Source organism: Ruegeria sp. AG6, from assembly GCF_056541565.1.
The window spans coordinates 122,312-134,390 of record NZ_JBQFYQ010000001.1 but is presented as its reverse complement, the minus strand read 5'-3'; the positions used below and the strand labels follow the sequence as shown (position 1 = coordinate 134,390).

Genomic DNA, 12,079 nt, shown 5'->3' with positions numbered 1-12,079 from the left:
AAAAGGCGAGTTGGCGGAGTGGTGACGCAGCGGATTGCAAATCCGTGTACACCGGTTCGATTCCGGTACTCGCCTCCAATAAAATCAATGACTTGCGTCATTCCCCTTCTCCTTCACTGCCATTTTTGAAACAAGCGTTGAAACTTTCACGTTTCGGTCTTGCTTCGTTCCATTTGATTTCTTGCCTCTTGGGCGCGCTTCGCCAGCTCTCTTTGCCGGATCGGCCCGCCATATTTTTTCAGCATCTCAACGCCTGAATGACCGGTGACAGCTTTGACCATCTCGTCATCGCATCCAGCCAGATAAAGCTCGATCGTTGCGTTTTTTCTGAGCCCGTGCGTTTTGTAGTAGCTCGCCTTCTCGTGCTTCATCTTCTTTTTGATGGCACGCATTTCCTCGGCGACTATACGGTAGCTCACTGGTCGACCCTTCGCGTCGGTCACAACAGTGCCGTCTGTTCGCGCAATTCCGTCGAGATGGGCCTTCAGCCGGTCGGTAAGCGGGATCCACAGCGGCTTGTCGGTTTTACCCTGAGTGAAATCGAACCCTGCGTCGGAAAAGTGTGCCCACTTCATTTTCACTACATCGCCGATACGCTGGCCTGTACCAACGCAAAGCTCATAGACCAGCCGCGCCCGCTTTGAAGCCAGCACTTCGAACTCTTCACGAACATCATCTGGCCAAGGTTCCCAGCCATCACTCTGCTGTTTGAAGAGCGGAATGCCCTTCGCCGGATTGCCGTGCTCTTTCTTGATGAAGCCGATCAACCGGGCGTGATTCATCAAGACGACCATGACCTGGACAAGATAGTTGGCTTGCCGCCAGTGATCCGCATTTGCCCGGTGCAGTTCATAAATGTGGTGGGTTTCGATCCTAGCCGGGTCTTTGTCGGCCCAGATCTCACGAATGTGGCTGATATAGCGCCGATAGTCGGATCTCGTACGGGGCTTCAGCTTCTTGTAGGCGTCGCTCTCGTAGTAGCTAAGAATCAACGCCTCAAAATTGCGTTTCACCGGCGCTGGCGCTGGTTTTCCCTTCAGCAGGCGATTGTAATGATCCCAAAATTCCGGCGTGCCCGCTTCCTCGTGCATCATGACCGAGATACCGCGTGAACGCCGCATGAACCGTAGGTAGCCCCTGTCATTATAGACGTATTTTGGCAGGCTCTTTCGGGTCATTCGCCCATTCTCAAGTCACTATTGAGAAAGTCGTCGGCTGCCTCTGGCGCGACCATGTTGGCATCGACGATGACGCTGCCGTCAGGCTTAATCTCGAACTTCGCGCGCTGCCAGCCTGCCTCCCGCGCCTCACGGATGAAGGCCGAGGCTGCCTGCTTCGCCTTTGTCTGTGCACTAGCTTTGGTCATCTTATCGACACCTCTCTCACCTCGTTAACAACGCGCATTATCACCCTGATCCATATTGATATTTCCGATTGCTCCGCGCGTAGAACGTCTGTCTTTCGCCGCGCGAATGGCGCGGATCACTTCTGAATTTTGGGAGTTTCCATTGCGATCGGACTCCGCTTTGATCCACTCCTTGAGCTCTTGCGGAAGCCGAAGCTGCATTGGTTTACGACTGTTCATGAAACGCCTCCAGGTTGAAACCATATTCAACTAGTGGCATTTAGCCACTATTGCGTCAATCGCTTTTTATGGCACAGTGCCACCATGCCAGAACAAAGCTCTCAAAATCAGGATAAATTCATCGTGCGGCTGCCAGACGGCCTGCGCGATCGAATACGCCTCGCAGCCGAGGCCAACCATCGCAGTATGAATGCTGAGGTCGTTGCCCTACTCGAAGAAAACTATCCGGCCCCAGTGCCGGAAAAACTGGACGACCCCGCCGCGCGACTGTTGTTTTGGCTCGCCAAACGCATCCGCAGAAGGAACCCGAAGCCCGGAACTCCCAGAGATAAGCAAGCCGCCCTGTATGAGCGCATTGCGGGCGATATCGCGGAACGTATGAAGGACATCGGCGAATAGCCTTAGTAGGCCACCCACTCATATCCATGGTTGCCTTCGTGATCTTCCCATTCGACACCGACCCCGCGACGCCAGCTTGACGACGAACAGCGCCGTGACGGCAGAACCCATTGCGGGGCGGCCGTTGGTGTCGTGCGTTGCCAGCCAAATTCGCCTTGTGTGCCGTAGGTCCCGAGGCGCATGTTATAACTCTCAGAACAATCATCGTCGCGGCCACGTTCGCGATGGCTGTAGTGCCGAACATCCCAAACACGGATCGAGCGCACAAAATCGAATTCCAGACCACTGATGTCGATATCGGCACCGTCTTCGACCACCTGAGCCAGGATGACTTGGCCAAGCGTCTGACTTGATTGGTTGCTGGCCTCCCAGACTTTAGGGGCAATACTTTGCAACGGCGCGCGCTCAGAAACCCCCATCGGGCAGCGCCAGATTTGCAACGGCGGCTCAATCGGCCAGGGCGTGATCCGGCGGATAAACACTGCTCGGGCGTGGGCACATTCTGCTGACGCGGGCCAACCACCGGCCAGGCAAAGCAGAATGGCGCAATCGACCTGATAGGCCTTTGCCGCCTGCGGGGCCACGGTTGAAAGAAGAGCCACGACAGCTCCGGCGCTCAAATTTCTGATAAGTCTGCACCACATATCAATAAATGCCTTCTGACTACATTACTGCATTATTGATACACTAGCTCCAACCTCAACCTTCACACCATATGCGAGCATAGGGTTTATGATGTTCGCGCGCGTTTTGTGGAATATATTCCGTAGAGCGGTTCTTGTGATCTGGCCGAATACAGGCCATGAAATTACGGGAACAAGTAGGGTTAAATATCCGGAATCTAAGAAATTCCAGAGGGTTGAGCCAAGAACAATTAGCATTAGCTGCCGACCTGGATCGTAGCTACATCAGCGAGATCGAACTCGCGAAATTCTCAGCATCGATCGATGTTCTGGAGCGGATTGCCCATGCTCTCGACATCGCTCCCAAGGAACTGTTTAACGAGAGGGGCTAGTTTTGCCCGAACTTGAGAGTGTTCGCACGACGGCCGAAGCCATCGGTCGCATTACGTGTATCAAGACTGGCGAAGAAATCGGTCTGCTGTATCAGTGGGATAACGGCGAGACGCAGGCAGCGTTATACGATGGCGGCCATCCTAAAACACCACACCGCTCAGATCACCCCGCTGAACCGGACCTTGGTGCAAAACGCAGCTAACGCCCGGAAAGAGCCATCCTGTGAATTCGGTTCTCTCGCTGTGCGCGCTCGCAGAACTTTCGTCATAAAATTACAGCGAAGATCCTTGCTGTGCTGCAGCAGGAATAACGGTCACTCGCACCTCTGACGGTGAATTCGTCAACGGAAATGGCTGAATTGCCTTTCAGGCCACCCTAAATCGGGGCTTGTTCAAGCCAGGGCTTGGCCCAAGGCTCTCGCAGTCGACACAACGGCGGCACGTGCCTTGGTAAGTGCTTCATAGTCAAACCTTTCGCGCGGCCCAGACACCGCGAGAGCCCCGTAAAACTGTCCGGTCGCGTCTATGACCGGAGCAGCGACAGCCGAGACATGGGGATTCCGCTCGCCTTGCGAAATACAGCTTCCGTCCGCCGCGAGACGCGCTTTTGCGGCACTGTTGCCCAGATAGTAGGCAGCCAAAATATGAGCTGACGCTCCTGAACGCATGGTCAGGCGCGTGCCCTCTTCAAGGTGGTGCCGTACCGGATCGGGTGAATTCTCACGATACAGGCATACCCGCTCATCTTGATCGGGAACATGGAACGAAGCCGTCTCGCCGGTTTCGCCAACAAGTTTGCGCAAGGCGGGGCGCACGGATTCGCCGAGTTCGAAATTCAGGCGGTACAATCCGCCAAGCCGCCACAATGCTGGCCCAAGACGAAAACGCCTGTCTGGACCGCGTTTCAGATAGCCATATCGTTCCAGAGACGCCGCAAGGCGGCTGATGTTACTTTTGTGAAGCCCTGTTTCCGAAGCGATTTCCGTCAACGTCAACATTTGTCGTTCTGTCGAGAAAGCTTCGAGAATTGACAACGCCTTTTCGACGGACTCGACGCGGGCCTGCTTCATTTGTTCCACTCTGCGCAACTACGTTTATATAATGTTGCCAGCATCGCAACAACTTGTCTACCCTCCGGCTCATCTTTTAGGGAGGAACTGAAGTGAAATTAAGCAAACTATTCGCAGCAAAGGCTGCACTGGCGACCGCGGCCGTGATGACTTTCGCGGTTCCGGCGCAGGCCACGGAATGCGTCGCAGGGGCCAACCCCGGCGGCGGCTGGGATTTCACCTGCCGTCAGATCGGCAAGATCCTGTACGACATCGGCGCGGTCGATAAACCTGTACAGGTTACCAACATGCCCGGTGGCGGCGGCGGCCTGGCCTTTACCCATGTGGTCACCGACCGCAACGATGATGCCGACCTGATCGTGGCAGCGTCGTCGGCGACCAGCACCCGTCTGGCGCAGAACGCCTATGCTGGCATGACTGCCGATCAGGTGCGATTTGTCGGCGCTATCGGGATTGATCCGGGCATACTGGCCGTGGCCGCCGACAGCCCGTACCAATCGCTGGGTGATCTGGTCGAGGCGGTCAAAGCCGATCCAGGCTCGGTCGCGTTTGCCGGCGGTTCATCCACAGGCGGGTTCGACCACATGAAACCGCTGATGGTCCTGAAGGAGGGCGGCTTTACCGACATCACCAAGGTGAAATATATCGGGATGGACGGCGGCGCCGATGCCATCACACAGACCGTGGGCGGATTTACGCAGGTGATGACCGGCGATTTGTCCGAAGTTGTGGGTTTCCTGGCCAATGGCGATCTCCGCGTGATCGCGGTGCTGACCGAAGAGCGCGTGCCGGGGTTTGAGGACATCCTGACCGCCAAGGAACAGGGCTACGACGTCGTTGCTGGTAACTGGCGTGGGCTTTACATTCCGCGCGGTGTTTCTGACGACACGTTCCAGATGTGGGCTGGCAAGCTGCAGCAGGTTGCTGACAGTCCTGATTGGGCCGAAGCCATGGCTGCTAACGGCCTGGCACCGTTTACCATGGTTGGAGATGATTTCCAGGGCTATGTCGATAACCTGATCGTCGACATTCGCCAGATGTCGAAAGAACTGGGGGTTATCCAGTAATGGCCTCTGATCGGATTTTTGGTCTGATCGCTCTGATCACGGCGGTCGCGTATATCGCGGCTGCCACTCAGATCCAGACCAACCCATTCTCGGGCGAGTTTTTACCCAAGCTGTTCCCGCTCTTGATTGGCGGTGTCGCAGCAATTGCCTCTTTGGTTTTGGTCTTCAAACCCGATCCAGACCCCGAATGGCCCGACGGCCGAACATGGGGCAACCTGTTGGTCGCAGTGATTGTGTTGGCTTTCTATTCGGTGCTGATGTCACCACTTGGTTTCATCCTGCCCACAGCAGTAGCGGCCACAATCCTAAGTTACCAAATTTCACCGAACCGCAAGAAAGCCATCCTTGCTGGGATCGGTCTGTCGCTCGGTCTGTTCGTTGTCTTCAAGTTCATTCTGATGCTGGGAAACATCGTCGCATACCGCATCCCAACGCCTGCAAAGCTATGGGAAGCAATCTCAATTCTTATTCCATTCGTGGGGCACTGATCCATGGAAACCCTCGCAAATCTCGCCCTTGGCTTTTCGGTGGCACTGTCGCCTTACACTTTGATGCTGGCCGTGATCGGTTGCTTTATTGGTACCATCATCGGCGCCCTGCCTGGTCTGGGCCCATCGAATGGCGTCGCCATTCTGATCCCGATTTCCTTTGCACTTGGTCTTGATGCGACCGCAGCTTTGGTCTTAATGACCGCCGTTTACTACGGCGCAATGTATGGCGGGCGGATCAGTTCCATTCTGCTGAATATTCCAGGTGATGAACCTGCTTTGATGACAACGCTGGACGGCTACCCGATGGCCAAGCGAGGCGAAGCTGGCAACGCGCTGGTTCTGTCTGGTGCGGCCTCTTTCGTTGGTGCATTTCTGGCCACTGTCGGCCTGATACTCCTGGCCCCCGTGCTGGCGCGAGTAGCGTTTCTGTTCGGACCGGCCGAATATTTTGCTCTTTATATGCTGGCCTTCTGCACGCTGGGTGGTATGGCCTCGAACAACCAAGCAAAGTCAGCCATCGCCGCTTGCATTGGCCTTGGTATCGCGGTGATCGGGGTAGATTCCTCGTCTGGCCTGCCGCGCCTGACAGGCGGCAACTTGCACCTTTATGACGGCGTTGATTTCTTGGTGGCCATCGTCGGACTTTTTGCCATTGCCGAGTTGTTTTTCTTTGTCGAAAGCCATGGCAAAGGATCATCCATCGGTGTGGTTTTGGACAAAGTCTCGATCCCTTGGAAATACATCCGAGACACGAAATGGACGATGCTGCGCTCATCTGGCGTCGGTTTCATCGCAGGTGTTTTGCCCGGTGCCGGTGCTTCATTGGGATCGTTCCTGGCCTACATGACAGAAAAATCCATCGCCGGCGAAAAGGGCGGCTTTGGCACCGGGGCGCCCAAGGGCATTGCCGCCCCCGAGGCAGGCAACAACTCGGCCGCGGGCGGAGCGCTGGTGCCTATGTTGACGCTTGGCGTACCAGGCTCTGGCACAACGGCCGTTCTGCTGGCGTTGCTCATGACATTGAACATCACACCGGGACCGACGTTGTTTCGTGACAACCCAGATGTTGTCTGGGGCCTGATCGCATCGCTGTTGATCGCAAACGTTGTGTTGCTGATCATGAACGTGCCGATGGTGAAAATCTTCGTAAAGGTCCTCTCAGTGCCTGCGTGGATCCTGCTGCCGGGTGTCACAATGATCTCGACCACAGGGATCTTCGCACTCACTGGCAGCTACTTTGATCTGCTGATGCTGGTCGGCTTCGGGATGCTGGGCTACATCCTGCGAAAACTGGATATCCCAACGGTGCCCGTGATCCTTGGCATCCTGCTGGGCGGCCATATGGAGGACGCCTTGCGCCGCGCTATGACCCTGTCAGACGGCGACGTGGCCTATCTGTTCTCGTCCCCGATTGCGATCGGGCTGTGGGCGGCGGCGGTTGCTGGCTTCATCGCGCCAATGTTCCTGCGCAACATTCTGCGAAAGCCGCAGGCGATCACCGACTGAGGATCACATCACCGGGCATCGTCAGGTTGTTGGGAACCTGACGATCCCTCGCAGTCAAAAGCGAACGGCCGGTTTGAAACAGCGGCCACAGAGCTATCTGCTTTGGCTTTGAAACAAGGATACGATAATGCGAGCAGCTGTTGTTCGAGATTTCAATGAAGATCTCTCTATCGAAAAGGTTGACGACCCGGCCTGCCCAGACAACGGGGTCATTCTGAAAGTTGCGGCTTGCGGGGTTTGTCGATCAGATTACCGCGGTTGGTCAGGCGGACATCCCAAGGTGCAGAACGGATCTATCTTGGGACACGAATACTGCGGAACCGTTGTAGAGGCTGGCCCGCAGGCACAATACAAAGTTGGCGACCGGCTAATCGCACCGTTCATTCTTGGGTGTGGCAAATGCCTGGCCTGCAACACCGGCGTTTCCAACACATGCGCAAATCAGATCGTACCCGGATTTGGGACGCCGGGAGCCTATGCCGAATATGTCGCTGTGCCGCTTGACCACAATTTGGTTTACCTGCCGGACAGTTTACCCCCCGCGTTGGCCGCAGGATTGGGATGCCGCATCACGACCGCGTGGCATGCGTTGACCGATCGCGCCGGTGTTCAGGCGGGTGACTGGGTCGCGGTCCACGGAGCGGGCGGGATCGGCCTCTCGGCTTTGCTTCTGGCAAAAATGCTGGGTGCGCAGGTTGTCGTCGTTGATATCGTTGAAGAAAAACTAAAATTTGCCAAGCAACACGGTGCCGACGCGGTGGTGAACGCAGCCAAAAACGACGCCGCAGAGGCAATTCGGGAAATCACGGGCGGCGGCGCGCAGGTCTCAATCGAAGCCCTCGGAATTGAAGCCACAACAAACGCATCTTTGGAATGCCTTGCGATGTTAGGCCGGCACGTTCAAATCGGCGCGCCATCAGGCGATGGCCTAATGCAAATTAGTGTTCGGTCGATCTACTCTAAGCAGCTGTCCCTTTTTGGGACACGCGGCATGCCATCATGGAAGTATCCAAACCTCCTTAGCATGATCGAACGCGGGAGCGTCGATCTCAGCCCAATGGTCGCAAGAGAAATCGCGCTCTCAGAGGCAAGCACGGAATTGCGCGCAATGAAGGGGCCTACGCCTCCGGGAACGGCAGTTATCACCAATTTTCTGAAATAAACTAAAATGTTAAAAGCCAAGGCTGAATACTCTTAGCAAGGAAAATGGAATACAGTAATGAGCTCTTTCTCAGCATTCGCCGCTGCTTGCCGGGATGCCTGGCGCCAGATCGCGAACGTCCCACGATCATCATGACTATTCGGGAAACCCGTGCATTTGCCGATGTTTCGCCGGAAAACGCCGAGACCTGGCGAAAGGCCGGTCTCAGCATGCGACGGCATCGCGGATCGCTGCGGGATTTCATGGCGGCTCAGAGCCCAAAGCGCCGAATGCTGCGGCAAGGTTCAAGTGGCGCTAACTGTTATAGAAGCTGCCATTCACATTTGCGGATCAACGGTATGCAAGTGAGAGATTGCGTTCCGCTCAATCCCCCAAAGCTTCACTCGGCGGCAATGAACTTGGGGGCAGGTAAAGATCGTTTCCGATGCCATCTTCGCAAGATCGAAACGAGATAAACACAGCTCATAAGCGCGAAATATGACGTTTTGTTCGGCTCTGAGGCTCCGGAAACGAGAGGGGTAATCCTACGGAGTCAAAAGAATCCTTGACCAATTCCAACATCAGCTCTAGTAAAAATGAAATAGCGTTTTGAAGAGTGAAACGCTGAGGGATAAAATGCGGAGTCGCTCATATCGCGGACCCGCAAGCCAACCAACAGTTAGGGAGGAGCCTGACATGATTAAAGATAACCGAAAATTGACGCTTACTGCGGGTCTCGTGGTTAGCAGTCTGGCAATGGCTGCGCCTGCCTTCGCCGAAGGCGAGGTGGTGTTTTCATCCTGGGGAGGCTCCTTTCAGGATGCCTTGCGTTCCGCCATGCTGGAACCCGCAGCCAGCGCATTGAATGTCACGGTCAAGGAAGATACGACAAACGGCATCCAGGACGTGCGCGCACAGATCACAGCGGGTGCCGTCGCCTGGGATGTGACCGAGCAGGACTTGCCCTCGTGCGAGACGCTCAGCCGTGAAGGTGCTCTTGAGCCGATTGATTATTCGGTTGTCGACACGACGGGTATCCCGGAGGAGCTGATCCACGAAAACTACATCGGCTTCATCAACTTCACCAAGGTGATTGCCTATCGCAAGGATGCCTTTGGCGACAATGGTCCGTCCAACTGGGCAGAGTTCTGGGATCTGGAAAACTTCCCCGGCAAGCGCGGCATGCACGGCAAGGTGAACTACAATCTTGAGGCCGCCCTTATGGCCGATGGTGTGCCTATGGCAGAAATCTACGACATTTTGGCCACGGACGAGGGCATGGAGCGCGCCTGGGCCAAGTTGGGTGAGATCGCACCCGAAGTTACCGTTTGGTATCGTGGCGGATCACAATCCGCACAATTGCTGCGTGATGGTGAAGTAGACGTGATTCACATGGGCCATAACCGCGTGGAAAGTGTGATCGCATCAGGCATTGACGTTGCATATGCATTCGATGGTGGCACGATGGATGTCGATTGCTTGCTGGTGCCCAAAGGCGCGCCGAACGTCGAAAATGCGATGCGCCTGATCAATGAATTGCTGAGTGCCGAAGCGCAGGCGCGGCTGGCCGTGACAATGCCGCTGGGCCCGGTCAACACGGGTGCATTCGATGCCGGGATTATCTCGGAAGAGATGGCGGTCAAGGTCAACACCCATCCCGACAACTACGGCAAGCAACTTCTGGTCGATCCGAACTTCTATATCGGCCAGTTGGGTGAGTTGACCGAAGAGTTCGACACGCTGATCCAGCAATAATCCAATTTGGCGCAGTGCATCTCGTGCTGCGCCTTTTTCGTCAGGTTAGGAGCCCCTATGTCACCTGCTGCCCAATCCCTTCCCATCGACATTTCCAACCTTTGCAAGGCCTACGGTGCGGTCAAAGCGCTCGATGACGTATCGCTGAATATTTCTGCAGGTGAATTCCTGACACTGCTTGGGCCATCGGGCTCGGGCAAAACGACGCTTTTGATGGCACTGGCCGGTTTTGTACGCCCAGATGGCGGATCGCTCCGTTTTGGCGGTCAGGAAATGATTGCGACGCCGCCCCATAAGCGCGGCCTCGGCATGGTTTTCCAAAGCTATGCGTTGTTCCCATTCATGACGGTGGCTGAAAACGTGGCCTATCCGCTGAAAATCCGCGGGGTTTCCAAAAGCGATCAAAAGACCCAAGCCGAACGTGCGCTGGATACGGTACAGCTTGGCGGCTATGGAGATCGGCGTATCACTCAATTGTCTGGCGGCCAGCGACAGCGTGTGGCTCTTGCCCGCGCCATGGTTTTCGAGCCGCAGATCATCCTCATGGATGAACCCCTGTCCGCGCTCGACAAAAAGCTGCGCGAACATATGCAGATTGAACTGAAGGCGCTCCATGAAAAATTGGATGCGACCGTTGTCTACGTAACCCATGACCAGCGCGAAGCGCTGACGATGTCAGACAGGATTGCGGTGGTCAATCACGGTCGGATCGAGCAGATCGATACACCCGAGCGGCTGTATCGCCAGCCACACAGTTTCTTTGTGGCGGATTTTATCGGCGAATCCATTTCGGCGCCGGTGAAGGTAGCCAATGATGCGGCGCAGCTTGGTGGGCGTTTGCTGAAATCCAATTCACCCATCGCCCAGGGACGGGGTGGCCACCGCCTGGTGATCCGGCCCGAATTGCTGGAGGTCACCGCGGGTGCAGTACCTGAAACTGCCAATGATCTGTCCGGCCGGGTCAAAGACATCATTTATCAAGGCGACAGTGTGCTGGTTATCGTTCAGCACGACAGCGCAGGCGAGATCAACTTGCGTGTCCCTGCCAATCGCGCTGGCCAAACCGGGCTGCCTTCCAAAGGAGAGCAAATTGGCCTTGCCCTGCATCCCGAAGACACGATCATCGTACCGGAGCATGTGGCATGAGTATCGCCGAGGTCTATGAAGGTGCAGGGACGCTTCAGAACGCCAGCACGCTCAAAACTGAAGAACGCCGCGAAAGATTGACGTTTTTTGGGCTTTCGATGCCCGCGGTTGTGACGATTCTTGTTGTCGTGTTTCTGCCAATTTTCTGGTTGTCTTCGCTCTCGTTTTACAATGCGGCGGGCGAGTTGAGCATGGAAAACTACGCGCGCATCTTTGAAAGCGCTTTGTACCGTCGGACCTTTGTTGTCACCTTTCAGATCAGCATCGCTGTGACGGTGATTTGTGTCCTTCTGGGATATCCGCTGTGTTACTGGCTGACCAGGATGCCGAACAGAACGGCTGCCATTTTGATGGTTTTCGTGCTGGTCCCGTTCTGGACGTCGGTTCTGGTGCGGACATATGCCTGGCTGGTGCTGTTGCAGCGGAATGGCATCATCAATTCGTCGCTGATGTCGCTTGGCATCGTCGAGGAACCGCTGCAACTGGCGCACAACCTCACGGGATCAATCATTGGCATGGTACATATCATGCTGCCGTTTCTGGTTTTGCCGCTCTACGCCACCATGCGCAACATTGACACCGACCTGGTTCGGGCCGCTGTGGGGCTTGGCTCCAGCCCGCGCGGGGCATTCTGGCGGGTGTTTTTCCCGATGTCCCTGCCGGGCCTTTTTGCCGGCATCGTGCTGGTCTTCATCCTGTCACTTGGGTTCTTCGTCACACCTGCTTTGCTGGGCGGTGGCCGCGTGCAGATGCTGGCGCAACGCATCGAAAGCACAATCACGGTCTATTCCAATTGGGGTGCAGCATCCGCATTGGGCGTTGTCCTGCTGCTGCTGGCTCTGGCGATGATCTGGCTGATGAACCGTGTCTTCGGGCTCGACAAACTCTTTATGCGCTGAGGAAC

The 12,079-nt window shown here is 55.7% G+C and carries 15 protein-coding genes, 1 tRNA gene and 1 pseudogene; 12 read left to right on the top strand and 5 right to left on the bottom strand.

Going from position 1 to position 12,079, the window contains the following annotated elements:
* The first annotated feature begins 4 nt into the window (after positions 1-4).
* A tRNA-Cys gene (locus ACR0I0_RS00670) sits at positions 5-78 on the top strand.
* A 68-nt stretch (positions 79-146) separates the two neighbouring features.
* Here ACR0I0_RS00670 and ACR0I0_RS00665 read toward each other — a convergent pair.
* The 3 genes from ACR0I0_RS00665 to ACR0I0_RS00655 are packed head-to-tail and all read right to left on the bottom strand — an operon-like array spanning position 147 to position 1,585.
* The gene (locus ACR0I0_RS00665) at positions 147-1,178 is read right to left on the bottom strand and encodes a tyrosine-type recombinase/integrase (protein WP_170449559.1); all 1,032 of its coding nucleotides are present in this window, start codon (positions 1,176-1,178) and stop codon (positions 147-149) included.
* Positions 1,175-1,366 (bottom strand): hypothetical protein, encoded by a 192-nt coding sequence (locus ACR0I0_RS00660; RefSeq protein WP_024096637.1) that lies wholly within the window; start codon positions 1,364-1,366, stop codon positions 1,175-1,177. Before ACR0I0_RS00660 ends, ACR0I0_RS00665 begins: the two co-directional genes overlap by 4 nt.
* Positions 1,367-1,390: 24 nt before the next feature.
* Complete coding sequence (locus ACR0I0_RS00655) at positions 1,391-1,585, bottom strand: Arc family DNA-binding protein (protein ID WP_024096636.1); 195 nt, start codon at positions 1,583-1,585, stop codon at positions 1,391-1,393.
* 84 nt (positions 1,586-1,669) lie between these two features.
* On the opposite strand from ACR0I0_RS00655, the gene ACR0I0_RS00650 reads away from it, so the two are divergent.
* The gene (locus ACR0I0_RS00650) at positions 1,670-1,984 is read left to right on the top strand and encodes an Arc family DNA-binding protein (protein ID WP_040103946.1); all 315 of its coding nucleotides are present in this window, start codon (positions 1,670-1,672) and stop codon (positions 1,982-1,984) included.
* 2 nt (positions 1,985-1,986) lie between these two features.
* Here the strand turns inward: ACR0I0_RS00650 and ACR0I0_RS00645 are convergent, their stop codons facing one another.
* Complete coding sequence (locus tag ACR0I0_RS00645; protein ID WP_170574424.1) at positions 1,987-2,628, bottom strand: hypothetical protein; 642 nt, start codon at positions 2,626-2,628, stop codon at positions 1,987-1,989.
* A 158-nt stretch (positions 2,629-2,786) separates the two neighbouring features.
* Here ACR0I0_RS00645 and ACR0I0_RS00640 point away from each other — a divergent pair, with 158 nt between their 5' ends.
* Together ACR0I0_RS00640 and ACR0I0_RS00635 are read left to right on the top strand one after the other, a co-directional pair.
* On the top strand, positions 2,787-2,999 hold the full coding sequence (locus tag ACR0I0_RS00640) for a helix-turn-helix domain-containing protein (protein WP_040103945.1): 213 nt from the start codon (positions 2,787-2,789) through the stop codon (positions 2,997-2,999).
* A gap of 2 nt (positions 3,000-3,001) precedes the next feature.
* Positions 3,002-3,202: a hypothetical protein gene (locus ACR0I0_RS00635; protein WP_170449555.1), complete on the top strand. Its 201-nt coding sequence runs from the start codon at positions 3,002-3,004 to the stop codon at positions 3,200-3,202.
* Positions 3,203-3,391: 189 nt separating this feature from the next.
* On the opposite strand, the gene ACR0I0_RS00630 is transcribed toward ACR0I0_RS00635, so the two are convergent.
* Complete coding sequence (locus ACR0I0_RS00630; protein WP_170449553.1) at positions 3,392-4,069, bottom strand: IclR family transcriptional regulator; 678 nt, start codon at positions 4,067-4,069, stop codon at positions 3,392-3,394.
* Positions 4,070-4,161: 92 nt separating this feature from the next.
* Here ACR0I0_RS00630 and ACR0I0_RS00625 point away from each other — a divergent pair, with 92 nt between their 5' ends.
* The 8 genes and pseudogenes from ACR0I0_RS00625 (at position 4,162) to ACR0I0_RS00590 (ending at position 12,074) form a co-directional block, all read left to right on the top strand.
* The gene (locus tag ACR0I0_RS00625) at positions 4,162-5,136 is read left to right on the top strand and encodes a Bug family tripartite tricarboxylate transporter substrate binding protein (protein WP_480470251.1); all 975 of its coding nucleotides are present in this window, start codon (positions 4,162-4,164) and stop codon (positions 5,134-5,136) included.
* Positions 5,136-5,624: a tripartite tricarboxylate transporter TctB family protein gene (locus tag ACR0I0_RS00620; RefSeq protein ID WP_170449549.1), complete on the top strand. Its 489-nt coding sequence runs from the start codon at positions 5,136-5,138 to the stop codon at positions 5,622-5,624. Before ACR0I0_RS00625 ends, ACR0I0_RS00620 begins: the two co-directional genes overlap by 1 nt.
* Before the next feature lie 3 nt (positions 5,625-5,627).
* The gene (locus tag ACR0I0_RS00615; protein WP_170449546.1) at positions 5,628-7,133 is read left to right on the top strand and encodes a tripartite tricarboxylate transporter permease; all 1,506 of its coding nucleotides are present in this window, start codon (positions 5,628-5,630) and stop codon (positions 7,131-7,133) included.
* Between the two features lie 127 nt (positions 7,134-7,260).
* A pseudogene (locus ACR0I0_RS00610) lies at positions 7,261-7,650 on the top strand (alcohol dehydrogenase catalytic domain-containing protein); the annotation flags it as partial.
* Between the two features lie 72 nt (positions 7,651-7,722).
* The gene (locus ACR0I0_RS00605) at positions 7,723-8,295 is read left to right on the top strand and encodes a zinc-binding dehydrogenase (RefSeq protein ID WP_480471908.1); all 573 of its coding nucleotides are present in this window, start codon (positions 7,723-7,725) and stop codon (positions 8,293-8,295) included.
* Positions 8,296-8,970: 675 nt separating this feature from the next.
* Complete coding sequence (locus ACR0I0_RS00600; protein ID WP_170449542.1) at positions 8,971-10,029, top strand: ABC transporter substrate-binding protein; 1,059 nt, start codon at positions 8,971-8,973, stop codon at positions 10,027-10,029.
* A gap of 57 nt (positions 10,030-10,086) precedes the next feature.
* Complete coding sequence (locus ACR0I0_RS00595) at positions 10,087-11,175, top strand: ABC transporter ATP-binding protein (RefSeq protein WP_170449540.1); 1,089 nt, start codon at positions 10,087-10,089, stop codon at positions 11,173-11,175.
* Positions 11,172-12,074 (top strand): ABC transporter permease, encoded by a 903-nt coding sequence (locus tag ACR0I0_RS00590; RefSeq protein ID WP_170449538.1) that lies wholly within the window; start codon positions 11,172-11,174, stop codon positions 12,072-12,074. Before ACR0I0_RS00595 ends, ACR0I0_RS00590 begins: the two co-directional genes overlap by 4 nt.
* The last annotated feature ends 5 nt before the right edge of the window (positions 12,075-12,079 follow it).